23 protein-coding genes are annotated in these 24,728 nt (G+C 72.5%); 8 read left to right on the top strand and 15 right to left on the bottom strand.

Annotation, left to right across the window (positions count from 1 at the left end):
• Window positions 1–206 precede the first annotated feature (206 nt).
• Window positions 207–1,736, top strand: a complete 1,530-nt coding sequence (locus tag DB32_RS05775) for a hypothetical protein (RefSeq protein WP_053231422.1) — start codon at window positions 207–209, stop codon at window positions 1,734–1,736.
• 60 nt (window positions 1,737–1,796) lie between these two features.
• Here the strand turns inward: DB32_RS05775 and DB32_RS05770 are convergent, their stop codons facing one another.
• Window positions 1,797–2,219 (bottom strand): hypothetical protein, encoded by a 423-nt coding sequence (locus tag DB32_RS05770; protein ID WP_157068756.1) that lies wholly within the window; start codon window positions 2,217–2,219, stop codon window positions 1,797–1,799.
• 288 nt (window positions 2,220–2,507) lie between these two features.
• On the opposite strand from DB32_RS05770, the gene DB32_RS05765 reads away from it, so the two are divergent.
• Window positions 2,508–3,404, top strand: coding sequence for an SDR family oxidoreductase (locus DB32_RS05765; RefSeq protein WP_053231420.1), 897 nt, complete (start codon window positions 2,508–2,510; stop codon window positions 3,402–3,404).
• A 64-nt stretch (window positions 3,405–3,468) separates the two neighbouring features.
• On the top strand, window positions 3,469–3,825 hold the full coding sequence (locus DB32_RS05760; protein ID WP_157068755.1) for a hypothetical protein: 357 nt from the start codon (window positions 3,469–3,471) through the stop codon (window positions 3,823–3,825).
• Between the two features lie 76 nt (window positions 3,826–3,901).
• On the opposite strand, the gene DB32_RS05755 is transcribed toward DB32_RS05760, so the two are convergent.
• The gene (locus tag DB32_RS05755; protein ID WP_053231418.1) at window positions 3,902–4,390 is read right to left on the bottom strand and encodes a VOC family protein; all 489 of its coding nucleotides are present in this window, start codon (window positions 4,388–4,390) and stop codon (window positions 3,902–3,904) included.
• A 125-nt stretch (window positions 4,391–4,515) separates the two neighbouring features.
• Here DB32_RS05755 and DB32_RS05750 point away from each other — a divergent pair, with 125 nt between their 5' ends.
• On the top strand, window positions 4,516–5,313 hold the full coding sequence (locus DB32_RS05750; protein WP_157068754.1) for a hypothetical protein: 798 nt from the start codon (window positions 4,516–4,518) through the stop codon (window positions 5,311–5,313).
• A 460-nt stretch (window positions 5,314–5,773) separates the two neighbouring features.
• Entirely contained in the window at window positions 5,774–6,331 is a 558-nt protein-coding gene (locus DB32_RS05740) for a sugar O-acetyltransferase (protein WP_053231415.1), read from the top strand.
• Window positions 6,332–6,336: 5 nt separating this feature from the next.
• Here DB32_RS05740 and DB32_RS05735 read toward each other — a convergent pair whose 3' ends face one another.
• Entirely contained in the window at window positions 6,337–8,058 is a 1,722-nt protein-coding gene (locus tag DB32_RS05735) for an alpha-amylase family glycosyl hydrolase (protein WP_169791353.1), read from the bottom strand.
• A 283-nt stretch (window positions 8,059–8,341) separates the two neighbouring features.
• On the opposite strand from DB32_RS05735, the gene DB32_RS05730 reads away from it, so the two are divergent.
• Complete coding sequence (locus DB32_RS05730) at window positions 8,342–8,821, top strand: hypothetical protein (protein WP_053231413.1); 480 nt, start codon at window positions 8,342–8,344, stop codon at window positions 8,819–8,821.
• A gap of 593 nt (window positions 8,822–9,414) precedes the next feature.
• Here DB32_RS05730 and DB32_RS05725 read toward each other — a convergent pair.
• The 7 genes from DB32_RS05725 to DB32_RS05695 form a co-directional block, all read right to left on the bottom strand.
• Window positions 9,415–10,551 (bottom strand): c-type cytochrome, encoded by a 1,137-nt coding sequence (locus DB32_RS05725; RefSeq protein WP_053231412.1) that lies wholly within the window; start codon window positions 10,549–10,551, stop codon window positions 9,415–9,417.
• The gene (locus DB32_RS05720) at window positions 10,548–11,168 is read right to left on the bottom strand and encodes a cytochrome c oxidase assembly protein (protein ID WP_205627028.1); all 621 of its coding nucleotides are present in this window, start codon (window positions 11,166–11,168) and stop codon (window positions 10,548–10,550) included. Before DB32_RS05720 ends, DB32_RS05725 begins: the two co-directional genes overlap by 4 nt.
• Window positions 11,165–11,572, bottom strand: coding sequence for a hypothetical protein (locus tag DB32_RS47980; protein ID WP_053231411.1), 408 nt, complete (start codon window positions 11,570–11,572; stop codon window positions 11,165–11,167). The genes DB32_RS05720 and DB32_RS47980 overlap by 4 nt, the downstream gene beginning before the upstream one ends.
• Complete coding sequence (gene ctaD, locus DB32_RS05710) at window positions 11,569–14,097, bottom strand: cytochrome c oxidase subunit I (protein WP_053231410.1); 2,529 nt, start codon at window positions 14,095–14,097, stop codon at window positions 11,569–11,571. The genes DB32_RS47980 and ctaD overlap by 4 nt, the downstream gene beginning before the upstream one ends.
• Window positions 14,094–15,080, bottom strand: a complete 987-nt coding sequence (gene coxB, locus DB32_RS05705) for a cytochrome c oxidase subunit II (protein WP_083457170.1) — start codon at window positions 15,078–15,080, stop codon at window positions 14,094–14,096. Before coxB ends, ctaD begins: the two co-directional genes overlap by 4 nt.
• A gap of 179 nt (window positions 15,081–15,259) precedes the next feature.
• Window positions 15,260–16,906, bottom strand: a complete 1,647-nt coding sequence (locus tag DB32_RS05700) for a hybrid sensor histidine kinase/response regulator (RefSeq protein ID WP_053231409.1) — start codon at window positions 16,904–16,906, stop codon at window positions 15,260–15,262.
• A gap of 173 nt (window positions 16,907–17,079) precedes the next feature.
• Window positions 17,080–18,036: a sensor histidine kinase gene (locus DB32_RS05695; protein WP_083457168.1), complete on the bottom strand. Its 957-nt coding sequence runs from the start codon at window positions 18,034–18,036 to the stop codon at window positions 17,080–17,082.
• Between the two features lie 159 nt (window positions 18,037–18,195).
• On the opposite strand from DB32_RS05695, the gene DB32_RS05690 reads away from it, so the two are divergent.
• On the top strand, window positions 18,196–18,630 hold the full coding sequence (locus DB32_RS05690) for a response regulator (protein WP_053231407.1): 435 nt from the start codon (window positions 18,196–18,198) through the stop codon (window positions 18,628–18,630).
• A gap of 91 nt (window positions 18,631–18,721) precedes the next feature.
• Window positions 18,722–19,078, top strand: a complete 357-nt coding sequence (locus DB32_RS05685) for a response regulator (RefSeq protein ID WP_053231406.1) — start codon at window positions 18,722–18,724, stop codon at window positions 19,076–19,078.
• 35 nt (window positions 19,079–19,113) lie between these two features.
• On the opposite strand, the gene DB32_RS05680 is transcribed toward DB32_RS05685, so the two are convergent.
• The 5 genes from DB32_RS05680 to DB32_RS05660 all read right to left on the bottom strand — a co-directional run bounded on the left by DB32_RS05680 (window position 19,114) and on the right by DB32_RS05660 (window position 24,700).
• A complete protein-coding gene (locus tag DB32_RS05680; protein ID WP_053231405.1) occupies window positions 19,114–20,244 on the bottom strand; it encodes a methanobactin export MATE transporter MbnM in 1,131 nt (376 codons plus the stop codon).
• Window positions 20,244–21,083, bottom strand: coding sequence for an MbnP family copper-binding protein (locus DB32_RS05675; RefSeq protein ID WP_053231404.1), 840 nt, complete (start codon window positions 21,081–21,083; stop codon window positions 20,244–20,246). Before DB32_RS05675 ends, DB32_RS05680 begins: the two co-directional genes overlap by 1 nt.
• Window positions 21,083–21,490, bottom strand: a complete 408-nt coding sequence (locus DB32_RS05670) for a c-type cytochrome domain-containing protein (protein WP_053231403.1) — start codon at window positions 21,488–21,490, stop codon at window positions 21,083–21,085. Before DB32_RS05670 ends, DB32_RS05675 begins: the two co-directional genes overlap by 1 nt.
• An 82-nt stretch (window positions 21,491–21,572) precedes the next feature.
• On the bottom strand, window positions 21,573–22,847 hold the full coding sequence (locus tag DB32_RS05665) for a WD40/YVTN/BNR-like repeat-containing protein (RefSeq protein ID WP_053231402.1): 1,275 nt from the start codon (window positions 22,845–22,847) through the stop codon (window positions 21,573–21,575).
• Complete coding sequence (locus tag DB32_RS05660; protein WP_053231401.1) at window positions 22,844–24,700, bottom strand: ATP-binding response regulator; 1,857 nt, start codon at window positions 24,698–24,700, stop codon at window positions 22,844–22,846. Before DB32_RS05660 ends, DB32_RS05665 begins: the two co-directional genes overlap by 4 nt.
• Window positions 24,701–24,728 lie beyond the last annotated feature (28 nt).

Below are 24,728 nucleotides of genomic sequence, written 5' to 3'. Positions count from 1 at the left end.
CGTTCGTGGTGTTCCCAAGTGCCCCGGAGACGACCCTCGCATCCTGCGCCTGGGCGATCGGGTGCTGGCTGGCATCGATGTCGGGATCACGAGCCGTCTCACACCTGTTTCGGCACCGCGGCCGTGCGCGCAAAGAGCGCCGGGCACGGAGGTCGCGAAAACCAGCGGAATTGGGAGCGATTTGCGACCCGTGAGGAGAGTCCCGAGTGCACGTGTTCCGCGACGGAAAGCGTGAGATCGACGTGCACGCCCGCCTGCGCGCGCTCGCCGCGTCGCGTGATCCGATCGACACCCTGCTGCGCGCCGGCGAGCTCGAGTGCGCGCTGCTCGACGCCGGCGATCCCGCCGCGCGCGACGCGATCGCCTGGACCGATGCCGCCGCCGACGCGGTGATCGCGGGCACGCGCGTCGTCGCCCCGCCCCTGCCCTCGCCGCGCGTCGATCGTGCCCGCGCCTCGGTGCCGGAAGGCTTCGCCTACTACGCGATCCATCCGCTCGAGTACGCGCACGCCGCGACGCGCGCGGTGCCGCCCGGCGTGCCCGCGCTCGTGCTCGGCATCCGCACCATCGGCACGACACTCTCCGCGATCGCCGCTGCCGCGCTGCGCGCGCGGGGCAGCCGCGTGATCCGCGCGACGGTGCGCCCGACCGGGCATCCCTTCGATCGCCGCGCGACGCTCGATCCCGACGTCGCGGCCCACGCCGCATCGACCGGCGTCGCGCTGGTGATCGACGAGGGCCCCGGGCTGAGCGGCTCGTCGTTCCTCGCCGCCGCCGACGCGCTCGTCGCCGCGGGCGCCCCGCGCGATCGCGTGATCCTCGTCGCGAGCCACGCGCCCGACGTCGATCGCCTCTGCGCGCCGAGCGCGGCCGCGCGCTGGCGCGCGCTGCGCGTCGTGGTCGCGTCGCCGACCCGCGTCACGCCCGAGGGCGCGCGCGACGAGATCTCCGCCGGCGCGTGGCGCGCGTCGATGCTCGATCCGAGCGCGCCGTGGCCCCCGAGCTGGCCCGCGATGGAGCGCCGCAAGCACCTCGCGCGCGACGGATCCGTGCTGAAGTACGAGGGCCTCGCGTGCTTCGGCGACGACGCGTGCGCGCGCGGCGAGGCGCTCGCGTCGCTCGGCATCTCACCGCGCCTGCAGCGCCTCCCCGACGGCTTCGTGCGCTGGGAGCGCGCGCCCGGTCGTCCGCTCTCGGCGCGCGACGACCCGCCGCTCGATGCGATCGCCCGCGCGATCGCCGCGCGCCTCGAGGTCGCGCCCGCCGCGCTCGACCACGTCTCGGCGCTCGAGCGCGCCACCGCGGACAACCTCCGCGCGCTGCTCCATCTCGATCGCACCATCGCGCTCCCGCTCGCGCGCCCGGTGATCGCCGACGGCCACCTCGCCCCGCACGAGTGGATCGTCGCGCCCGACGGATCGCTCCAGAAGGTCGACGCGATCGCGCACGGCGACGACCACTTCTTCCCGGGCCCGTGCGACGTCGCCTGGGACCTCGCGGGCGCGATCGTCGAGTGGGATCTCGACGACGCCCACACCACCGCGCTGCTCGATCGCTACGTGCGCGCGACCGGCGATCACGACGCGCGCGCCCGCGTGCCCTCCTGGACGATCGCGTACCTCGCGTTCCGCGCCGCGTGGCTCGCGATGGCGCGCGACGCGTGCGGCGGTGACGAGCGCGCGCGGCTCGCCTCCGCCTCGGACGCGCTCCGCGCGCGCCTGACCCGCATGCTCTAGAGGAGCGCCACGCGCTGCACGCATGGGCCCGTCACGACCCATGCGTGCAGCGCATCTCGCTCAGCGCCTCTCGATCCCGTGCTCGTCGAGGTGCTTCTTCAGCGCGGTGCCCTTGCCCGCGTCCTTCGGTCCGGGCCCGTGCGTCTTCACGGTGTCGAGGTTGCGGTCGCGCCGCTCTTCCTCGTCGAACCGTGCGTCGCCGAGGATCTCCTCCTCCGCCGCGCGCCGCTCGCTCTCGCGAGCCTCGTTCGCCTCGCGCTCGCGGCGCTCCGCGCGCTCGTCCGCAGTCTCGAGATCGGCCATCGCGTTCGACAGCTCGAACTCGCGCTCCTCACCCACGCTCTCGTCGCTCACGTTCTCGTTCTCTCCCTTCACGCCGCCCTTCTGCGGCGCCTCGCTGCGCATCCCGAGATGGCTGCGGCTCGCGGTCCCACCGCGCGTGCTGCCGCCGGTGCGGCTCGCGGTGCCGCCCTGCGCGGCCACGGGATGAAGCTCGTCGCTCTCCCGCGGCGCGTCGCCGAGCCCGTGCGTCCCGCGGACTCCTCCCTTGGTCGCAGCCGGATCCCTCGGTCGGTTCCCACGCGTCGCCATGCTCGTTACCTCCGAGCACATCGACTGCACCGTGCGTGCCTCCTCGCTCCGTGACGATGCGCGCCCGTCCTGCGTTCGAAGACGTGGCGATCCACGACATCCGCGAGGCACGTCGTCGCGCCCGCAGCGCACGCCAGAGACGTTTCACGTCGGGCGCACCCGTTGCAGCCGCGTCCGCCCATGGCGACCCAGACCACCCCGCACGTCGACCCGCGCCACGCGGGCAAGAAGCCTCCCTTCGACGAGAAGACGCAGCCGCATCCCGGCCTCGAGGCGGCGATGCGCACCAAGCCGGACTTCGGCGAAGAGACCTACGTCGGCTTCGGCCGGCTCGCCGGGCGGCGCGCGCTGATCACCGGCGGCGACAGCGGCATCGGGCGCGCGGTCGCGCTCGCGTTCGCGCGCGAGGGCGCGGACGTCGCGTTCACGTACCTGCCCGCGGAGAAGCCCGACGCCGACGAGACGCTGCGCGTCGTCGAGGCGGCGGGGCGCAAGGCGATCGCGATCGAGGCGGACCTCTCCGATCCCGCGACCTGCGAGCGCGTGGTGCGCGATGCGGCGCACGGGCTCGGCGGGCTCGACCTCCTGGTCAACAACGCCGCGTTCCAGGGCAAGGCGGTGCAGTCGTTCGAGGAGCTCGATCCCGAGCGCGTCACCCACACGTTCCAGGTGAACATCCTCGCGATGTTCCACCTCGTGCGCGCCGCGCTCACGCACCTCGCGGCGGGTGGATCGGTCATCAACGTCGCGTCGATCCAGGCGTACCAGCCGAGCGCCGCGATCCTCGACTACGCCGCGACGAAGGGCGCGATCGTGAGCTTCACGAAGGGGCTCGCGAAGGAGCTGATCGGCCGCGGCATCCGCGTGAACTGCGTCGCGCCGGGGCCGGTGTGGACGCCGATCATCCCGCAGTCGTTCGACGCGGAGAAGGTGCGCCAGGACGGCAAGGACAACCCGATGGAGCGGCCCGCGCAGCCCGCGGAGCTCGCGCCCGCGTTCGTGTTCCTCGCGAGCGACGAGGGACGGTTCGTGAACGGGGAGATCCTGGGTGTCACGGGTGGGCTGCCGCTCGGATGAAGAATCGACACGGACACGAAATGGCCCCTCGTGATCGCGCACACTGGGACTAGGTGCTTCGAGCGTGGCCCTCGCCGCACTGATCCCGCTGGCTGATCACCGCGCCCGCCGGTTGGTGGAGCGCCTCCTGGAGATCCAGGGCGAGATCGACCACGCCGCGCGCCAGCTGCTCTCCGGGCGTCGCGCCGAGGCGCGCCTCGAGGATCTGCTCGACGACATCGACCGCACGCTGGTCGACCTCGCGCGCACCGCACGCCACGTGGACTCGCCCGCGCTGCGCGAGGCGATCGACGCGACGTGCCGAGCGCACGCGCGCTGGTCGTGCGCGCGGCTCGGGAGCGAAGAAGAGCGCAGCGCGGCGGCGGTCTATCTCGAGAGCGTCGACGCGCTCGCGAAGGCCGCCGAGCGGCGGCGCGCGTAGCGCGCAACGACGGGTCGCGCACGCGTCGTCGAGCGGACAGCGAAGAGGCCCGACCAGCGGTCGGGCCTCTTCCGTTTCACTTCTTGCCCTGCCCCATCTTCGCCATGAACTCGCGGTGGCGCGCCTCCATCTCTTCGGGCGAGACGTCCTCCACGTGGGTGCCGATCGTCCACTTGTGGCCGAACGGATCGACCATCGAGCCCATGCGATCGCCGTAGAACTGATCCGCGACCGGACGCTCCTGCTTCGCGCCTTCCTTCACCGCCCGCGCGAACACCGCGTCCACGTCGGTCACGTAGAGCATCAGCCCGACCGGCGTGCCGCCCAGCGATCCCGGCGCGGTCGCGCCCATCTCCGGCGACTCGTCGGCGAGCATCACGCGCGAGTCGCCGATCTGGATCTCCGCATGGACGATGCTGCCCCCCGGACCGTCCATCCGGTACAGCTCGTTCGCGCCGAGCGCGCGCGCGTACCACTCGATCGCCTTCGCGGCGCCCTTCACGATCAAGTACGGCGTGACGCTGTGATAGCCCTCGGGGATCGCGCTCTTCGCCTTGGTCGCCATCTCGTTTCCTCCGGTCGAGACGCTCGAACGTAGTCGCGCCATCGCGCGCGCGTCTGCCCCGACGTTGCGGACATGGTCGCGCGCGCTCCGGCCAGCGATGCTCCCGCGCGAGGGAGGCATTGCTCGTGACCACCGAATTCGATCCGAACCTCTACACCCGCGCTCCGGCCACCGACGTGCCCGGCGCGTACTCGCTGGGCGTCGCGGTCCTCGCCGCGGTCCCGACCGACGCGTCGCGCGACTCACGCGTCCGCGCCAGCGCACGCGCGCTGCGCGCGTCGGTCATCGCGCTGCGCGACGCGTGGACCGCGCGCGTGAAGATCGGCGATCCCGATCGCCGCGCCTTCGACGCCGTGGCCGATGCGTCGTGGCGAGCGCTGAATTGGGCGCTCGAGTCGATCACGCTCATCACCGGCACGCCCGCCGACGACGCGCGCGCGACGCGCGCTCGCGCGATGCTCGAGCGCGTCTTCCCCGACGGGCTCGCCTTCACCCAGCTCACGTACACGAGCCAGTGGGCGCACGCCGACCGCCTGCTCGCGCAGATCGACGCCGACGGGCTCGGGGCCGAGCTCGATCGCCTCGTCGGCGCGCCGTACCTCGCGTTCATCCGTCGCGCGCACGCGTCGTACGGAGAGGCGCTCCGGATCACCGAGGCCGCCGACGCCGCGACGGTCGGCGTGCGCGAGCCGCTGCGCGCGCTGCAGGTGGCCGTCCAGGAGTACGTGTTCGCGCTGTTCGCCGAGCACCCGCCGAGCAACCCCGAGAACCACCCGCGGCTGCGCAAGGCGCTCGCGCCGATCGACGCGTTCCGCGCGTCGCAGCAGCGCGCGGAGCCCGCGACGCGGCCCGCAGGCCCGCCCGGGCCCGCCGCGCCCGAGCCCGCAGGCCCGCCGCCGAGCGACCCCATCCCCGAGGTCTGAGCGCGGTTTTTCCCACGTTTTCGGGGTGAAGACCCTCCCGCTACGCCGTCGACGGCGGGCGCGGAGGGTCTTCACCGTCTCGGCCCTCGATCGACGGCGCGTCGGGACGGTGATCACCCTCGCCCGGCGCCGTCGAACGAGGCGCGTGAGGGTCGGCACCGTCGCGCTGCGCCGTCGACGCCGCACCCCGACGGTCTCGACCCTCGGTCGCCGCGATCGACGTCGCCGTCGCGCGGTCGCGACCCTCGCGCTGCGCGGTCGACGCAGCGCGCCCGAGGTCTCGACCCTCGATCATCGCCGTCGACGTCGCGCTCGCGCGGTCGCGACCCTCGCGCCGCGCCGTCGACGCAGCGCGGCGATGGTCTCGACCCTCGCGCCGCGCCGGCGACCCGATGCGGCGAGGCGTGGCGCACGATCGACGCGCTTGTGGTCGCGGGCGTCGGGCCGATGCCGGTCTCGGATGACGTCCGAGCGCGAGAAGATGCTGGCCGGTGAGCGCTACGACGCGCTCGACCCCGAGCTCGTCGCGACGCGCGAGCGCGCGCGCGATCTCTGTCAGGCCCTCAACGCCACCCGCGAGCGCGAGGTCGACGCGCGCCGCGCGATCCTGCGCGATCTGTTCGGCCGCGGCGGCGACAGCGTGTGGATGCAGCCGCCGTTCTACTGCGACTACGGGGCGAACATCGAGCTCGGCGAGCGCGTTTACTTCAATTTCAATTGCGTGGTGCTCGACGTCTGCCGCGTGACGATCGGGGACTTCACGATGTTCGGCCCCGCGGTCCAGATCCTCACGCCGCTGCACCCGCTGAACGCCGCGGAGCGGCGCGTGAAGGAGTACGGCAAGCCGATCGAGATCGGCGCCGACGTGTGGGTCGGCGGCGGCGCGATCATCCTGCCCGGCGTGCGGATCGGGTCGCGCGCGGTGATCGGCGCGGGCAGCATCGTCACGCGCGACGTGCCCGAGGGCGTGCTCGCGGCAGGGAACCCCTGCCGCGTCATCCGCGCGATCACCGAGTGATCGAATCAACCCTCGAGGATCGCCGCGCAGCGCGGCGCAATCCGGCGCTCCTGCACCGCGTCGCCGCGCGACGCGAGCAGCACGCGCCCCGCGGGCAGGTCGCGCGGCTCGTGACCGAGGTTCCACGCGAGCACGCGGCGCTGTCCGCGCGACGCGCGCGTGACGATCAACATCTCGCCGTGCCGCGCGACCTGCCACTCCGCGCGCGCGTCGCGCAGCACGGGGTCGCTCTTGCGCAGCGACAGCGCCGCGCGATGGAGCGCGAGGATCGCGTCGTGCGGCGCGCGCTCTCGCTCGCTCCAGTCGACCTTCGCGCGCAGGAACGTCTGCTCGTCCTGGGGGTCCGGGATGCGCGCGCGCGACGCGGGGTCGCGGAACGCCGGGAACTGCGCGAACTCCGAGCGCCGGCCCTCGGAGACCTTCGCGCCGAGCTCGGGCTCGTGATCGGTGAAGTAGAGGAAGGGGACGCGCGTGCCCCACTCCTGGCCTTGGAAGAGCAGCACGCTCGACGGCGCGAAGAGCATCAGCAGCGTCGCGGCGCGCGCGTCCTCCTCGCGCGCGAGGCTCCAGAAGCGATCGCCCATCGCGCGGTTGCCGGTCTGGTCGTGGTTCTCGAGGCAGTAGACGAAGCGCTCGCGATCGCTGCGCGCCGGGCCGCGCCACCCTGCGCGCAGCACGTCGGCGAGCGTGGAGAGCGTCGGCTCGTAGGGCGCGTAGTAGCCGTCGCGCTCGCCGGTCAGCAGCACGTGGACCGCGTGGTGGAAGTCGTCGGCCCAGGTGCCGTCGAGGTGGAGCCGATCGAAGAGCATCGGATCGCGGCGCTCGTCCTCCGCGATCAACACCGGCGGCCCGGGGAGCCCGCGCGCGATCTGCGCGAGCTCCGCGATGACGTGGGTCCCGGTGCGATCGACGATGGCGTGCGTCGCGTCGAGGCGCAGCCCGTCGAAGCCGTACTCGACGACGTACAGGCGCAGCACCTCGCGCGCGAGCGCGCGCATCGCCGGATGCGCGAAGCGGGGCGCCGCGCCCCATGGCGTCGGCTCGTCCTCGTCGAACAGCGAGGGATCGATCGCGGGCAGCCAGTTCGCGTCGGGCCCGAAGTGGTTGAGCACGACGTCGAGCAGCACCGAGAGCCCGAGCCGGTGCGCCTCGTCGACGAAGCGCACGAGCTCCTCGGGCGCGCCGTACGCCGCGTGCGGCGCGAGCAGCGCGACGCCGTCGTAGCCCCAGCCGCGCGCGCCGGGGAAGCTCGCGACGGGCATCAGCTCGATCGCGTCGACGCCGAGCGCCGCGAGGTGCGGCAGCTTCTCGCGCGCCGCCGCGAACGTGCCCTCGCGCGTGAACGTGCCGACGTGGAGCTCGTAGATCACCGGCGCGCCGGCCATGTCGAGAGGGCGCCGCGGCGCGCGCGGCGCGAGCGGCGCGAGCACCTCGGCGGCGCCGCGCGGGCCCTCGGGGAGCGAGCGCGCGAACGGATCGGGCAGCTCGCGATCGCCGATGCGCAGCAGGTAGCGCGTGCCCGCGCCGATCCCGGGGACGACGGCCTCGTGCAGCCCGTCTCTCACGCGCGGGAGCGCGCGGATGCGACGCGTTCCGTCGGGCGCGACCAGCACCACCGAGACGTCGCTCGCGTGCGTCGGCACGCGGAAGCGGACTCCTCCTTCGACCACGTGCGCGCCGGGTCGCGGCATCGGGTCGGTCGGCGCGAGCGAGGCGATGCGCTGCATGCGTTCCATGTCCGAGCGCCGTCCCCAGGCAACCCGGGTACCAGCGCATCGGAGCTCCACGGCGCCGGGATCCGAGCAGCGCGTCGCGTGGACCTCTGTCACGTGCGCGCACGCGCTCGGTCCGAGGTTGCCCCAGATCGTGTGGGGCTCGCGGAGGGGCGTGGCCACGTCCACACGACACGCGTGGTGCGCGCGCGCCGCGTGGCTCGATGGCGTGGAGCTTGCGACGAGCGCCCCGGGCGGCAGCAGCGAGGCTGGCTCGAGCGGCCTCAGGGGTGGCGCGGTGGAAGCGACGAGCGTGCGAGACGTGATGCAGTGGTTGGTCGAGCGCGCGCGTACGCCGCTCGTGGTGATGGCCTCGCTGCTCGGCTTCGCGGAGCTCTTGCACGGACACTCGCTCTCGGACGCGGTCTATCGCAGCCCCTCGATCGAAGCGCGCATCCACCTGGCGGAGCACCTCGGCGGTGACGACGCCGCGCCGGTCGACATCGAGGTGCGCAACACGTCGGACGTGCCGTGCGACGTGGAGATCGCGCTGTCGGACGACCTCGCGCAGTCGTTCGAGCAGGTCGCGATGATCCCCGAGCCGAGCCCGGGCTCGCCGTTCTCGGTGCGCCTGGAGCGCGTGCTGCCCGGCGAGGAGCGCCTCGTCGCGCTCGAGCTGCAGGGCGCGGAGCCGGGCCCGCACGCGGGTCGTGTGGAGATCACCGCGTCGCCGGGAGACGGGCTCTCGATCCCGATCCGCACGTTCGTGACGCATTGAGCTCGCGGGAGGTCGTGGTCGACCGTTCGGACCGAAGAGCCGACCACGACCACGTTCCCCAACGCCGCGCGCGGCGCAGATCGCCGACGTGATCGTGGGCGTCGACGTGGTCGTGGGCGTGGGCGGCCGTTCCCCGCGAAGAGGCCGACCACGACCACGCTCACGACCACGACCACGCTCACGACCACGACCACGTCCACGTTCGCAACGACGCGCGCGGCGCAGATCGCCGACGTGATCGTGGGCGTCGGCGTGGTCGTGGTCGTGGGCGGCCGTTCCCCGCGAAGAGGCCGACCACGACCACGCTCACGTCCACGTTCGCAACGACGCGCGCGGCGCAGATCGCCGACGTGATCGTGGGCGTCGACGTGGTCGTGGGCGTGGGCGGCCGTTCCCCGCGAAGAGGCCGACCACGACCACGCTCACGACCACGACCACGACCACGTTCCCAACGCCGCGCGCGGCGCAGATCGCCGACGTGATCGTGGGCGTCGACGCGGTCGTGGGCGTGGGGGCTCTTCGACGACCGACCCGCCCCGAACGCTGCGCGCGGGGCCGCAGCCCCGCTTGCTCTCGTTCGGGCGCGTCGTGGCTCACTCGCTCGCGTGCGCCGCGTCCGACGACGGGTCGCGAGAGGCGTAGTAGAGCGCGACGTCGCGGATGTCCTCGGGCGTCAGCCGCGGCGCGACGTGGTGCATGAGCTCCGAGTACCGCGATCCGCCGCGGTGGCCCGATCGGAAGAGCTCGAGCTGGAGCGCGAGGTAGTCCGCGAACTGACCGGCGAGCCGCGGATACGCGGGATTGCGCGCCCACTCCGCGGGCCCGTGGCAGTCGCGGCACGAAGGCGCTCCGCGCTCCGCGATGCCGCGGCGCGCGATCTCCGCGCCGCGTGCGATGCGCTCCTCGGGCCCCGCGTGCTCGACCGGCGCGCCCGGAGCGAGCGCGGCGTAGTACGCGGCCGCGGCGTGACGATCGGCCTGGGTCAGATCGGCGGCGACGGGCTGCATGATCCCGCTGTGCCGATCGCCCTCCGCGTAGGCGTCGAGCGCGCGCTCGAGGTACTCGCGAGACTGCCCCGCGAGCGTGGGGAACGCGGCAAGACCGCGCCCGCGACCGTCGTTCCCGTGACAGCGCGCGCAGTTGTGCGCGACGACGTCGGGCACCTGCGCGGACTCGACGAGATCGGGGAGCGCGGCCGCGGTCGTGTCGTGCGTCGCTTCGCCGTGGACGAGCTCGAGGTACTCGGCGGCGTCGAGCTCCGGCATCGCGAGCAGGAACGCGACCATCGCGCGCACCTCGTCGTCGCGATGCGCCGCGGGCCACGCGGGCATGCCGGTGAACTTGAGGCCGTGCTTCACGACGTAGAAGAGCTCCTCGGGCTCGCGCTCCGCGATCACGTCGGGCAGGTACGGCGGGCGCGGGAGCATCGCGCGCGCGATGCGCGGGCTCGGGAGATCGGGGCTGCCGTGGCAGGGGCGACAGCCGGTCTCGTAGTGCCCGGCGCCTTTCAGCACGAGCCACGGCTCGCCGAGCTCGACGGGAGCGGCGAAGAGCGTGTGGGTCGCGATCGAGCGGCGCTTTCCGAACTGCAGCATCCACTCGGTGATCGCCCAGTGCCCTCCGCTCGCGCCGATCGGCACGATCCCGGAGAGCGCGAGCAGGAACCCGCCGAGCGCGAGCACGACGGCGAGCGCCGCGCCCCGGAGCGTCCAGCGCAGCGCGCGCTTCATGCCCGCGCCTCCCGCACGAGCCGCGCGGAGAGCGCGACCCCGCCCGCGAGGTACGACGCCGCGCCGACCGCGAGCATGATCGCGCCGCCGATCTGCTGGTCCTCGAGGGGCGTGAGCGACGACGCGCGGTGGCACGCATGCGCGTAGAGGGGGCGCGGCGCGAGCGCGATCAGCGCGCCGAGCAGCGTCATGTGCATCGACGTGAGCAGCAGCGCGACGACGCCGACCGCGCGGCGGCTCGCGGCGCGATGCTCGTCGCCGCAGAGCGCCGACGCCCACAGCCACACGCCGGTCGCGAGGAAGCTCCCCTGCTCGAGCGCGAAGCCGAGCGCGGTCTCGCGCGCGACCTGGTGCAGCGCGGGCGCGTGCCAGCCCCACACCACGACGAGCTCGCCGAACGACGCGGGGATCGGCGCGAGCCAGCGCGGCGCGCGGCGGACCGGGTCGAAGCGCGTGCCCGCGACGCCGAGCGCGAGCAGCGGCGCCGCGACCGCGACGACGCCCATGTGCATCGTCATGTGCGCGAGGAATGGGCCCGGGAGCACGTCGGCGAGCGGCACGAGCCACACCGCGGCGAGCACGACGAGCCCGAGCACGAGCGCGGAGCGCCCGCTCACCGGCACGTCCCCACGACGAGCGCCGCGATCGCGGCGTACGTGACGGCGACGACGCCGAGCGCCGAGAGCAGGAACGTCGCGAGGCCGAGGAAGCGATGCCTCGACTCCGCCGTGTCCTCGTCGTGATGGCGCCGAGCGCCGTGGGGGGGCGCGCCGGTCGCGTGGCGCCGATAGCCGCGCGCGCCGAGCACGACGAGCACGATCAGCGCGACCGCGGTGTACACGAAGATCGCGGTGCGCGCGCTCGACAGCGATCCCGCGCGGCCCACGACCTTCGCGCACCAGATCGCGGCCGTGATGTACGACGCGAGGAAGTGCGCGGCCCAGGTCGCCGGTGGGACGACGAGGTTCCACAGGCTCTCGCGCTCCTCGGAGCGGCTCTCGTGTTCCTCGGCGACGCTCATGCGACGCTCGGGAAGCCGGCGACCACGAGCGCCGTGATCACGGCGGTGAGGACCGTGAAGTGCCAATAGAGCACGACGTTGTGGAGATCGATGTCGTGCTCGGGCGTCATGTGCCCCACGATCCGACGCGCGAGACAGTGGACCTGCATGAGCACGCCGAGCACGACGTGGAGCGCCGTCCACGCGAGGAGCAGCCACACCGTCGCGTCGTACGCGTGGCGCGTCGGATCGAGCCCGCTCAGGTAGGGCCCGGCGAGCAACGCGGGCACGCTCGCCACCGCGAGCGCGATCGCGCCGAGGAGCGCGAGGTGGAACGTCCGCGCGCTCGTGCGCCGGAGCAGGCGACGGCAGAGCACCACGAGCGCCCACGCGCCGAGCACGAGCGCTGCGCCGAGCGCGGGCCACGCCACGCCGGGCCCCTCCGAGCTGGGAGGCGGGAAGTCTTCGTGGATGGTCCAGAAGAAGAAATAGCCGAACACGATCGACACGAACGCAGTGAAGTCCGCGAGCATCGTGACGAGCAGTCCCCACCACCCGACCGACTGCGATCCCGAGACCGAGATCGGCAGTCGCACGCCGAGCCCGACGTCCTTCTCCGCCTTCTCGGGCTTCCACGCGGTGCCGACCCACAGCCAGCGCCAGATCACGCACGCCGCGAGCACGAGGCTCACGAGCGCGGCCGCCCACTGCGCGAACGTGCCGAGCACGAAGAACCCACCGAGCGTCACCGCCGCGACGAGCGGGAGCCAGCTCGGACCGGGCAGTCGCTGGCACTGCAGCGGACGTGCGTCGATGACCGACGTGACGAGCGTCTCGCGCAGACCTTCCTCGGCGTCGGGCAGATAGAAACGACCTTCGTCGATGTCGCGGATCAGGTTCGGCTGATCCCAGATCGGATGGCGCGAGTCGATCTCGGGGATCGATCGGATCCCCCACGACTTGCCGGGCATCTCCTGGACCCACTCGAGCGTGCCCGCGTCCCACGGATTGCGCCGCGCGTAGGGCTCCTTGCGGCGCGGACGGAGCATGTCGAACGCGATGACGAAGAGGCCCGCCGCGAGCACGAACGCGCCGATCGTCGACGCCATGTTGAGCCCGTCGAGCCCGAGCTCCGCGGGATACGTGAACACGCGCCGTGGCATCCCGCGCATCCCGGAGAGGTGCATCGGGAGGAATGCGACGTTGAATCCGACGAACGCGAGCCAGAATGCGATCGTGCCCAGTCGGTCCGAGAGCATCTTTCCGCGGACGATCGGATAGAAGTAATAGAGCCCCGCGATGATCGGAAAGATCGCTCCTCCGATCAGCACGTAGTGGAAGTGCCCGACGACGAAGAAGCTGTCGTGCGCTTGGAAGTCGAAGGGCGCGAGCGCGAGCATCACGCCGGTGAGCCCGCCGAACACGAAGATCGCCATGCTCCCGATCACCCAGAGGAGCGGCACCGAGCGCGCGACGCGCCCGACGAGCAGCGTGGCGACGAAGCAGAAGAATTGAACGCCGGTCGGGATCGCGACTGCCGCCGACGCCGCCGAGAACAAGCCGAGCGAGATCCCCGGCAGTCCGGTCGTGTACATGTGGTGGACCCAGAGCCCGAAGCTCAGGAATCCGATCCCGATCGCGGCGAGGACGATCCACCCATATCCGACCATCGGTTTGCGCGCGAACGTCGGCACGATCATCGCGACGAGCGCAATCGACGGAAGGAAGATGATGTAGACCTCGGGATGGCCGAAGAGCCAGAAGAGGTGCTGCCAGAGGAGCGGATCGCCCCCGCGGCTCGCGTCGAAGAACGGCCAGTCGAATTCGCGCTCGAGCTCGAGCAGCATGCTCCCGGTGATCAGCGGCGGGAACGCGAACACGATCATCACCGCCGCGACGAGCGTGTACCAGACGTAGAGCGGAATGAGGTGGATGCGCATCCCGGGAGGGCGGCACTTGAGCGCACCGACGATCAGCTCCACCGCCGACGCGATCGCCGCGACCTCGATGAACGAGAATCCGAGCAGCCAGATGTCGGCGCCGATGTCCGGTTGGTAGCTCGACGTGAGCGGCGGATACATGAACCAGCCGCCGCGGGGCGCCGCGTCGAAGAAGATCGATCCGCTCAAGAAGAGACCGCCGATCACGAAGCACCAGAATCCGAACGCCGCGAGCCGCGGGAACGGCAGATCGCGCGCGCCGAGCATCTGCGGCATCAGCGTCACCGCGATCGCCTCGAAGATCGGAATCGCGAAGAGGAACATCATCACCGAGCCGTGCACGGTGAACGTCTGGTTGTAGGTCTCCGCAGAGAGGAAGTCGTTCTCCGACACCGCGAGCTGGATGCGCATCAGGAGCGCGAGCACGCCGCCGAAGAAGAAGAACAGGAACGCGACGGCGGTGTACCAGACACCGACTCGACTGTTGTTGACGTCGGAGAAGTAGCGGAGCCCCTCGGGCGATTTCCACACAGCGAGCAGTCGCTCCTCCTGGGCGCGACGGAGCGACTCCGGCGGAGCGTCGGGGAGCGGCGCGGGATCCGTCATCGCAGGCTCTCCAGGTAGGCGGCGAGCGCGTCGAGCTCGTCGCCCGGCAACATCTCGAACGCGGGCATGTGCACGCCGGACTTCAGCCGCTCGGGATCGGCGATCCAGCGCCGCAGCGCCTCGGGCCCGCGATCGAGACGGCCCGCGCCGATCGTGTGGCGGCTCCCGACGTGCGTGAGATCGGGGCCGACCGTTCCGTCCGCGGCCGTGCCCCGGATCGCGTGGCACGCGCTGCACCCGTTCTCGAGGAACAGCGATGCGCCGCGGCGCGCGATCGCGGTCGTGGGCTCGAGCGCGTCGCCGAGCTCGTGCGCGAGCCACGCCTCGTGATCGCGCTGCGTCTCGACGATCGCGGCGAACGCCATCCACGTGTGCGACGTGCCGCAGTACTCCGCGCAGACTCCGCGATAGACCCCGGGGCGCGTGGGCTCGAGCCGCAGCTGCGTGCGCCTCCCCGGGATCATGTCGACCTTGCCGCCGAGCGCGGGGATCCAGAACGCGTGGATGACGTCGCGCGTCTCGAGCGAGAGCTGCACCGGGACGCCCGCGGGCAGGCGCAGCTCGTTCGCGCTCTCGACGATGCGGCCGTCCGCGTCGCGATGACGCACGCGCCACCACCACTGCTCGCCGACGACCTCGATCTCCAGCGCACCCCGCGGCGCGGGCGCGAGCAGGCCCGGGATCATCCCGAGGCCGTGCACGAGCAGCGCGCCGAGCACGAGCGTCGGGATCACCGCGCCGAACACGACGACGAGGCGGTTCGCGGCATCGGTCGAGATCGGCGCGCGCGGGACGTACGCCGCGTACACCGCGAGCCCGACCGACGCGAGCCACACGACGGCGCTGCCCCACGTCATCAGCCAGAACAGATCGGCGAGCTGCGCCGCCTCGCGCCCTCCGGGATCGAGCGCCGACTGTGGCCCTCGGCACCCGACTGCGAGCACGAGCGCGGCGCTCGCGGTCCCCAGCGCGCCTCGCGTCACCTCGCCTCCTCGTTCCACACAGGGCGCGAGCTCGCGCGCTCTCCGCGGTCATGAGCGCGGAGCGACGAGAGACAACCACTCGCGCGCGGGCCTACGCGGCGCGCGGCCTCGACGCGGGGCGCTCGCGCAATGTCGACCTCCGAGCGCGGTCGTGCACGCTGCGATCCTGTGCCGCGCGATCAGCGCGTGATGCGGTTGTCGAACGCGGAGCGCCCCTCGATCGCGTCGCACAGATCGTCGAGCTCGATCGGCTTCAAGAGGTGCGCGTCGAACCCCGCCTCGCGCGCGCGCTGTCGGTCGGAGTCGTGCCCGAAGCCGGTCACCGCGACGAGCCGCACGAGCGCGTGCTCCGGCAGCTCGCGCAGGCGCCGCGCGAGCTCGCAGCCGTCCATCACCGGCAGGCCGAGATCGAGCACCGCGACGTGCGGCGAGAACCACCCCGCGGTCTCGAGCGCGCTCGCGCCGTCGTGCGCGGTCGCGGTCTCGTAGCCCTCGGTCGCGAGCGCGACCGCGATCAGATCGGCCGCGTCCTCGTTGTCGTCGACGACGAGCACGCGCAGCCGCGCCGCGCCGGTGGTGGGCGCCTCCACCCGTCGCATCACCGGCGCCGCGGTGCGCTCGGTCGGCTCGTCGGCGGCGGGCAACCGCACGGTGAACTCGGATCCGCGGCCCACGCCCTCGCTCGCGGCCGACACGTCGCCGCCGTGGAGGCGCACGAGGCTCCGCACGATCGCGAGCCCGAGACCGAGCCCGCCCATCGAGCGATCGAGCGTGCGACGCCCCTGCTCGAACAGATCGAAGATGCGCGGCAAGAGCTCGGAAGGGATCCCCGCGCCGTCGTCGCGCACGCGCACCGCGATGCGCCGCTGCTCGTACTTCGCCTCGATCTCGACGCACCCGCGCGGCTCGCCGTACTTCGACGCGTTCGTGATCAGGTTCGCGAAGATCTGCACGAGCCGCGCGCGATCTCCGTCGACCCAGAGCTCGCGCGCCGGCGCGTCGACGCGCAGCTCCTGCTCGCGCTTCGCGATCAGCGGGCCCGCCATCTCCACCGCGGCCTCGATCACCTCGGCGAGATCGACCGTCTCGCGGCGGAGCTCGATCTTGCCGCGATCGATCCGCGAGATGTCGAGCAGGTCGTCGACCAGCCCGACGAGGTGCTCGACCTGACGGCCGATCACCTCGAGCTCGAGGCGCGCCGTGCCGCCGTCGCGCCGCGCGAGCAGCTCGAGCGCCGTGCGGATGGGCGCGAGCGGGTTGCGCAGCTCGTGCCCCAGCATCGCGAGGAACTCGTCCTTCGCGCGGCTCGCGGACTCCGCGGTCTTCCGCGCGATCACGAGCTCGGTCACGTCCTGCGCGAACATCGCGACGAGGTCGACGCCGCCGTCCCGCGCGCGGATCGGGCGGCCGACGAGATCGAAGTAGCGCTGCGTCATCGCGCCGGTCTCGTCGCGCATCCACACCGAGACCTCGGAGCGATGCAGCTCGCGTCCGGTGCGACGGAGATCGTCGATCGCCGCGATCACCTCGTCGGTCGCGACCTCGGGCAGCGCGTCGACGAGCGCGCGACCGACGAGCACGCGGTCGCCCGCGAGGCGCTGCACCGCCTCGCTCGCGAGCACGATCTCGTTCGCGTCGCCGCGCACCGCGCAGATGAGGTTGGGCGTCGCCGCGAGGAGGCCCTCGAGACGCGTCCGCCAGTCGGCGCCGTCGGAGTACGCCGTCCGGATCTCCGAGCGCAGCGGATCGCTCCGCGTCGCCGCCGGCGCGAAGCGCGGCAGACGCGCGACGCCCCTCTCCGGCGTCGCGAGCCCAGCGGCGTCCACGCCCGGCAGCCGTTGGCCACCGTCCCCCTGCGATCGTGACATCGCACTCCCCCCGACCGCGCGCACGCGTTCGCGCCGCACGGCCGCCCCTTGGGCACCCTAGGGCCGGCGCGCGGGTCCACAAGATTCCGCGATCGACGTAGCGGCCTTCCCCCGATCGCCCGATCGAGGGATCAGCCCCGCGCTTCGTCGTCGGGGAGCCACACCACGAACGTCGAGCCTTCGCCGAGCGCGCTCTCCAGCGTGATGTCGCCGCCGAGGAGGCGCGCGAGCCGACGCGCGCTCGCGAGACCGAGCCCGGTCCCACCGACCGTTCGCGTCGGCGATCCGTCGACCTGGTGGAACGGATCGAACACGCGCGACTGCTCCTCGGGCGCGATGCCGATTCCGGTGTCGCGCACCGCGATGCTCGCACCGTGGAGCACGCGTCGGACGTCGACGCGCACCTCGCCCTCGCGCGTGAACTTCAGCGCGTTGCCCACGAGACAGCGCACGACCTTCGCGAGCTTCGCGGGATCGGTACGCAGGCGCGGCACGGTGGCGTCGATCACGAGCTCGACGCGCAGATCGGGACGCGACGACGAGGGCTCGAGGCTGCGGATCGCGTCGCGCACGGTGGCCCCGAGATCGAGGTCCTGCAGCTCCACCGTCATCGCGCCCGCGTCGAGCGCGGCGAGCTCGAGCATCTGCTCGATGACGCCGAGCAGCTCGCGCCCGTTCGCCTCGATGCGCTCGGCCTTGTGCTGCTGCTCCGGCGAGAGCGCGCCGCCGACGCCGTGAGAGAGCATCGACGCGTAGCCGAGCATCGCGTTCAGCGGTGTGCGGAGCTCGTGGGAGACCATCGCGAGGAGCTGCGCCTTCGCGCGCGAGGCCTCGCGGCGCGCCTCGTCGATCTCGCGCTCGCGCGCGTCGAGCTGCGCGCGCAGCTCGTCGATCGTGCCGAGGTCGCGCGAGAGGAGATCGATCGCGAGCGTGATCTCCTGTTCGGCGCTCTCGATCCCGTCCTCCTCCGCGAGCAACCCGAGCGCGAGCTCGAGGCGCGCACGCGCCGCCGCTGTACGACGCGCGGCGGGATGGACTCCGGACTCGATGCGCTCACGACGTGGCGATGATTGCAGTCGGGGTCGCATGGGGGGGTGAGGGGCGTTACGCGACCGCCCATCTCGTCGCGTCGCGAGTCGCCACAATCTCCAAGCGCTCGGATTGTCAGGCGACGGCGCGAGCGGAAAGATCTCCCGCGAGATCACGGGGTTGCCGCGACGTGCTCCGGACCTAGGTCGGCCGCCGTCATGCTTCGCACCGCGCGTTCGCCGCTCCGCGTCCTGGTCGTCGAGGACAACGAGGACATCGCCGACATGCTCGCACTGCTCCTCGAGCGCTGGGGCCACGAGGTCACGCTCCGACGCGACGGACGGAGCGGGCTCGCGGCGGGCCTCGCGGGGGCGTTCGATCTCGCGCTGCTGGACCTCGGGCTCCCGGAGCTCGACGGGTTCGAGCTCGCGCGCCAGCTGCGCGCGGCGCGCGGCGCGGAGTCGCCGGTGCTGATCGCGGTGTCCGGCTACGCGCAGCCGGAGGACGTCGAGGAGGCGCGGCGCGCGGGCTTCGATCGACACGTGGCGAAGCCGGTGAGCGAGCGCGGCATCCGGAGCCTGCTGCGGATGGCGCGGCGGAAGAAGGATCGCAACGCGACGATCAGCATCGACGCGGAGGAGTTCCGCACCTGAGCGCGCGGCGCGGTGCCCTTGTGATGGTAAAGGACGGGACCAGATGGTGAATACTTTGGCAGGCGGAACGGAGAACGAAGACGGCGCTCCGATGGACGTCGTCATCGTCGACGACCACGACGACACGCGCGAGGTCGCTGCGGAGGTGCTGCGGCTGCAGGGGTTCGCCGTCCGCGACTTCGCGCGCGCCGAGGACGCGCTCGACGCGATGGAGTCGGAGCCGCCGCGCGCTGCGATCATCGATCTGACGCTCGGCGCGATGAGCGGCGAGGACCTCGCGCGGAAGCTGCGCTCGACGGGCACCGCGGATCACGTCGCGCTGGTCGCGATGACCGGGCACACGAGCGCGCGCGAGAACGAAGAGCGTCTCTGGGACTGCGTGCTGATCAAGCCGGTCGATCCGTTCGACCTCGCGCGCACCCTGCGCGACATCGTCGCGCAGAAGTAGGCATCGCGCAGAAGTAGGCGTCGCGCAGAAATGACTCAGAACGGATCCGCGAAGCGCGGATCGGTGAGCACCTCGCGATCGGTCAGGCTGCGCAAGAACGCGAGCACGTCCTCGCGCTCCTGCGTCGTCAGCTCGAACCCGTGCAGGAAGATGCTCTTGAGCGGGCTCTCCGCGCCGACGCCGGCGTTCGGCCCGCCGTCGACGGTGCGTCCGCCCGCGGCGTAGTGATCGAGCACCTCGTCGAGCGTCGCGATCGAGCCGTCGTGCATGTACGGCGCGGTCAGCTCGACGTTGCGAAGGCTCGGCGCGCGGAAGCGGCCCATGTCGCGCGCATCGCGGGTGTGGTCGTAGAGACCGCGGTTGGTCTCCGGATAGCCGCCGCGCCCGTCGACGTTGTAGAGCCCGGTGTTGTGGAACCCGTTCTCGGGGAGCGGCTGCCCGTCGTGCGCCACCGAGTCGGTGAAGTTGAACCCACCGTGGCAGTGGAAGCACTCGAGGCGCTCCGAGAAGAAGAGATCCATCCCGCGCAGCGCGGACTCGCTCATCGCGCTCTCGTCGCCCTGGTGCGCCCAGCGATCGTACGGAGCGCGGGCGCTGACGATCGAGCGCTCGAAGCTCGCGAGCGCGCGCACGACGTTCGCGACGGTGATCGGATCGCCCTCGCCCGGGAACGCAGCGGCGAAGAGCTCGCCATACGTCGCGCCGGTCGGCAGCGTGGCGTCGCGCAGGCGCGCGAGCAGCTCGTCCTCGCGGCCCGAGAGGCCGAGCTCCACCGGGTGCTCGCCGAACATCGGAACGAGCGCCTGGTCCTCGAGCGAGACGAGCGCGGGGTTGGCCCACGTCAGCGTCGGCACGTAAGCGACGTTGACGAGCGACATCGATCCGCGCGGCGTGAGATCGCCGGTCGAGCCGGTCGAGACCGCGACGCCGTCGGTGAACGCGAGATCCTGTCGATGACAGCTCGCGCACGACTGCGTCTCGTTGCCCGAGAGGCGCACGTCGTAGAAGAGGAAGCGCCCGAGCTCGACCTTCTCGGCGCTCATCGGGTTGTCCTCGGGCACGCGGGGCGTGGGGAAGCCCGCGGGCAGATCCCACTGCCAGCCGCTGCGCTCCTCGCAGCCGAGCCCGATCACCAGCGCGACGAGCGCGATGCTCGCCCGTCGCATCACTCGTTGCGCGCCTCGACGCGGAAGAGCGACTGCGCGTCGCCCGTCACGCCCAGCGCGTCGAAGAGCACGGCGCACTCGGGGTCGTCGGCGTCCGACATGCAGCCCGGCGCGCCGCCGGCGTCGGCGTCGACGTCGCTCGTCGCGAGCATCGACGCGAGGTCCGCGACGATCACGTCGCGCGCGGGATCGAACGCGTCGAGCGCGATCGAGCCCTCGTTGCGCGCGGTGCAGGTGCGGGTGCCCATGCGCGCGTCGCCGCTGCAGCCGGTCGCGCCGAGGTGGAGCAGCCACGAGCTCTGCCCGGTGCTCGCGCCCTCGATGCGCACGTACTTGTAGCCGCCCTGCCAGCCCCAGTACATCGAGCTGAGGTTCATCGGCGACGGCGCGGTCGCGGAGTCGAGGTGGTTGCGCGCCTCGGGCACGCCGAGTCGGAAGCGCACGCCGGTGATCGCGCCGTCGCGATCCGGGATCGTGCCGACGAGCTGCGTGTTCGTCGGCGCGTTGCCGCCCTCGCAGCCGTCGCCGTCCTCGAAGTCGATCAGCGCGATGCCGCCGCCTTCGGAGGACACGGTCTGCCAGACGCCGTCGTCCTCGAGCTGCACCGGGACCTCTTCGCCGCCCTCGAGCACGACGCGCACGTCGTGCACGTAGAAGCGGAAGTCGAGCGCGGTGAAGGTGCTCGACGTGGTGCCGATCCCTTCGTACGCGCCACCGCACTCGAACGCGCGATCGCCGACGCGACCTTCGAGATCGATCGTCACCGGGCGTCGTGCCTCCTCACCGTCGCACGACGCGAGCGAGAGCGTGAGGATCAGCGAAGCGAAGAGACGCAGCATCAGGGAGCGCTGGCCTCGATCCAGCGTGCGATCGCACATCGAGCGGCCTCCGGGAGCGGTTCGGCAGGGGGCATCCGGACGAACGGTTCGTCCGAGGTTACTCGTCGGAACAGCTCGCTGCACGCGAGCGAGCCGGGCACGACGTAGTGCTCGAGGAGCGCGTCGCGCGAGGCCTCGACGTCGACGAACGAGAGCGGCATGCGGCTGCCTTCGCCGTGACAGCTCGGACCGTCGCGCCCGCAGCTCGGTCGCAGCACGTCGCGATGGAGCGCCTCGTACGTGGGCACCGGCACGTCCTCGCACGCGCTCGGCAGGCCCGCGTCGTCGCAGCGCGGCGAATCTCCGTCACCGCCGCACGCGAGGAGGAGGAGCACCGCGATCGACGGCATCGCGCGCGAGCCCGTCACGAGCCGTGATCGTCGTGTGCGCCGTCGTGATCGTCGTGCGCGCCACCGTCGAGCGATGCGGCGAGTCGCATGAGCGCCCGACTTAACACGCGCGCTTCGCCCGGCGCAACGCGAGCAGCGCGATGTTCACCATTCCTCCGAGAGCGAGCGGCCACGAGCCACGCGCACTCGCAGGGACGGAGCACGCACATCCACCGCCACGCGGTGGAGGCGCGGCGCCGGCGTCGCACGAAGTGATCCCTCCATCGAGCTCCGCCTCGATGCGGAAGTCGCTCCACCACGCGTCGCACAGGCAGTCGACCTCGCTCTCGCACGCGCGTCGCTCGATCTCGTCGAAGCGCAGCGCCGGCTCGCGCGCGTAGGGCGCGTCGAGCGCGAAGCGCGCGAGCGCGAACCCGTCGAGCAGGCCGTCGCCGCACATCCACATCGACGCGCCGTCGCGCGCGAGGCACGCGACCGAGACGCCTTCGTCGACGGGATCGATCGCGCCGCTCGCGCGCAACACCGAGAGCCCCGTGCCGGTGTTGCCGAAGAACACGTCGCCGCCGAGGCCGTGCGCGAGCGCGAACGGACGCTCGATCGGGCCGGGAAGCGCGGCCAGCGTGACGATCTCGGCCCACGTCTCGCCGCCGTCGGTCGTGCGCACGAGACGGTCGTGCTCGGCGCCCTGCACGACCACGAAGAGCACGTCGGGATCGCCGGGCTCGATCTCGAGGCCGCGCACCACGCGCTCGTCGTCCTCGAGCGCACCGAGATCGAGCTCGCGCCACGTCGCGCCCGCGTCGTCGCTGCGAGCGATCGCGCCGCGCAGCGCGATCGAGCCTGCCTCGCGCGTCGTGCCGACGACGTAGATGCGCGAGCCGGCGACGCGCAGCCGATCGGCGAGCAGACCCTCGGGCAGGGGCGCGCCGACCGGCGCGAACGAGAGGCCGCCGTCGTCGCTGCGCATCACGTGGTTCTCGCGCCCGCCGTCGCCCGTCACCGCGAGCACCGCACCGTCGGGCGCACGCACCACGTCGGGCACGAAGCGGTCGCGCGTCGCGTCGTCGCGCGACCACGCACACCCACGCCGCTCGCCGCGCACGATCCCGAAGTTGCCCGCGAGCAGCACGCGCTCGCCGATCACGACGCCCGGCGTCGCGATGCCCGCGACCGCGTCGGGGATCGACTCCTGGCACGTCCAGCGGAACGGCGCATCGGGCGCGTCGCGCGCGAGGAGGCCGAACGTCGCGATCGACGTGACGCGCCCGTCCTCGACGATCACGTGCTGCGTCTGCAGCCGCCCTCCGTGGGCGTGCGCGCTGGACGCCGCGAGCGCACACAGCGCGACCGCCGGCGCGACGTGCCGCGCGATCACTCGGCGACGCGCCCGGCCGCGCGCGCGACCGCGAGCGCGAGCGCGTCCACGTCGAGCGGCTTGGTCAGGAACGCGTCGTAGCCCGCGTCGACTGCGCGGACACGATCCTCCGCGCGCGCGTAGCCGGTGAGCGCGACCGCGGGCACGCGGCACGCGGGCGAGGGCATCGCGCGCACCCGCTGGATCAGCGTGAAGCCATCGAGCTCGGGCATGCCGAGATCCGACACCAGCACGTCGACCTCGCCCTCGTGCAGCAGGTCGAGCGCGCGCGAGGCGGTCGAGGTCGAGCGCACCTCCGCGCCCGCGCGCCGCAGGACCGTCTCGGCGAGCACGCACGCGTCGATCTCGTCGTCGACCACGAGGACGCGCACGCCCGCGAGGCGCGGCACTCCGGCGGCCAGGCGCACGCCGACCGACGCCGGCTCGTCGCGCTCGGGCTCGAGCGACCACGGCAGCGACACCCGCATGATCGTGCCGCGGCCGATGCCCTCGCTCCACGCGTCGATGCGGCCGCCGTGCATCTCGACGATCGCGCGCGCGATCGCGAGCCCCAGGCCGAGCCCGCCGTGACGGCGCGTCGTCGATCCGTCGGCCTGTCGATAGCGCTCGAACACGTGCGGCAGGAGCGAAGGGTCGATGCCCACTCCGTCGTCGCGCACCTCGAGCTCCGCGCGATCCTCGGTCGCGCGCACCACGACCTCGACGCGTCCCCGTGGCCCCGTGAATTTCGTCGCGTTCGAGAGCAGGTTCGCGATCACCTGGTGCAGTCGATCGGGATCGCCCGAGACCAGAGGGCGCGCCTCGAGGCGCGTGGAGAGCTGCAGGCGCTTGGCTTCGGCGGCGGGTCGGATCGAGTCGACCGCCGTCGTGACGAGCTCCGCGAGATCGACGACTCCGTCGTTCACGCCGAGCTTGCCGCTCACCATCCGCGAGAAGTCGAGCAGGTCGTCGATGAGCCGCTTCTGCACCTTCGCGTTGCGGTCGATCGCCTCGAGCGCGCGCTGCATCTGCGTGCCCTGCAGCGCGCCGGTCCGCAGGAGGTGCGACCACCCGACGATCGCGTTGAGCGGCGTGCGCAGCTCGTGGCTGAGCGTGCTGAGGAACTCGTCCTTCGCGCGGCTCGTCTCCTCGACCTGCTTGCGCGCGAGCACCGACTCGGTGACGTCGAACGCGAACGTGACGACGCCGTCGACCATGCTGCGGTCCGACTCGCGCAGGATCGGCTGGAAGACGAAGGTCAGGTAGATCGTCTCGGGGCCGTCTTCGCGCTCGACCACGCGCGGCACCTCGACCGACTCGTACGCCTCGCCGGTCTTGTGCACGTGATCGAGGCGCGCGACGAACTGCTGCGCGACGAGATCGGTGCGGTGTGCGCGCGCGCTCGTGCCGATCAGCGAGCCCGCCTCGGGGATCGTCTGCTTGAAGCGCTCGTTGATGAGCTCGTAGACGTGATCGGGCCCGCGCAGGATCGCGACCAGCGCGGGCGCGTGGTCGATGATGCGCTGCAGCCGCGCGCGCTCGCGCTCGACGGGCGAAGGCGCGCGCGTCGTGTCGCGGACCGTCGCGACGATCGTGACCGCGACGACGCGCCCCTCGGCGTCGCGCACCGGGCTCGCGCGCATCACGCGCACGACGCCGGTGTCGACCTCGACGCGCGCGCTCTCGCCGCGCTCCACCACCAGCGCGCGCGCGCGCTCGAGGCTCGCAGCGAGCGCCGCGCCGCCGATGCTCGCGCTGCGCTCCGCAGCCGCGTTGGCGAACCAGGGACGACCCTCGCGCCGGATCACCCACACCGCCTCGGCAGACTCGCCGAAGCATGCGGCGAGCGTCGGGATGTGCAGGGCGTCGTGCATCGGCGCGGTGCTCCGCCCGGAGAGCGGG

Origin of the sequence: Sandaracinus amylolyticus, assembly GCF_000737325.1 — a bacterium.
In the GTDB taxonomy this organism is placed as follows: Bacteria; Myxococcota_A; Polyangia; order Polyangiales; family Sandaracinaceae; genus Sandaracinus; species Sandaracinus amylolyticus.
This window is presented reverse-complemented; position numbering and strand designations above follow the sequence as displayed.

Excerpts from the sequence above, each read along its gene's own strand:
- DB32_RS05765 (WP_053231420.1), top strand. The coding sequence starts at position 2,508 with ATGGCGACCCAGACCACCCCGCACGTCGACCCGCGCCACGCGGGCAAG.
- DB32_RS05755 (WP_053231418.1), bottom strand. The coding sequence starts at position 4,390 with ATGGCGACCAAGGCGAAGAGCGCGATCCCCGAGGGCTATCACAGCGTC.
- DB32_RS05740 (WP_053231415.1), top strand. The coding sequence starts at position 5,774 with ATGACGTCCGAGCGCGAGAAGATGCTGGCCGGTGAGCGCTACGACGCG.
- DB32_RS05735 (WP_169791353.1), bottom strand. The coding sequence starts at position 8,058 with ATGCAGCGCATCGCCTCGCTCGCGCCGACCGACCCGATGCCGCGACCC.
- DB32_RS05725 (WP_053231412.1), bottom strand. The coding sequence starts at position 10,551 with ATGAAGCGCGCGCTGCGCTGGACGCTCCGGGGCGCGGCGCTCGCCGTC.
- DB32_RS47980 (WP_053231411.1), bottom strand. The coding sequence starts at position 11,572 with ATGAGCGTCGCCGAGGAACACGAGAGCCGCTCCGAGGAGCGCGAGAGC.
- ctaD (WP_053231410.1), bottom strand. The coding sequence starts at position 14,097 with ATGACGGATCCCGCGCCGCTCCCCGACGCTCCGCCGGAGTCGCTCCGT.
- DB32_RS05695 (WP_083457168.1), bottom strand. The coding sequence starts at position 18,036 with ATGCGACCCCGACTGCAATCATCGCCACGTCGTGAGCGCATCGAGTCC.
- DB32_RS05690 (WP_053231407.1), top strand. The coding sequence starts at position 18,196 with ATGCTTCGCACCGCGCGTTCGCCGCTCCGCGTCCTGGTCGTCGAGGAC.
- DB32_RS05685 (WP_053231406.1), top strand. The coding sequence starts at position 18,722 with ATGGACGTCGTCATCGTCGACGACCACGACGACACGCGCGAGGTCGCT.
- DB32_RS05680 (WP_053231405.1), bottom strand. The coding sequence starts at position 20,244 with ATGCGACGGGCGAGCATCGCGCTCGTCGCGCTGGTGATCGGGCTCGGC.
- DB32_RS05675 (WP_053231404.1), bottom strand. The coding sequence starts at position 21,083 with ATGCTGCGTCTCTTCGCTTCGCTGATCCTCACGCTCTCGCTCGCGTCG.
- DB32_RS05660 (WP_053231401.1), bottom strand. The coding sequence starts at position 24,700 with ATGCACGACGCCCTGCACATCCCGACGCTCGCCGCATGCTTCGGCGAG.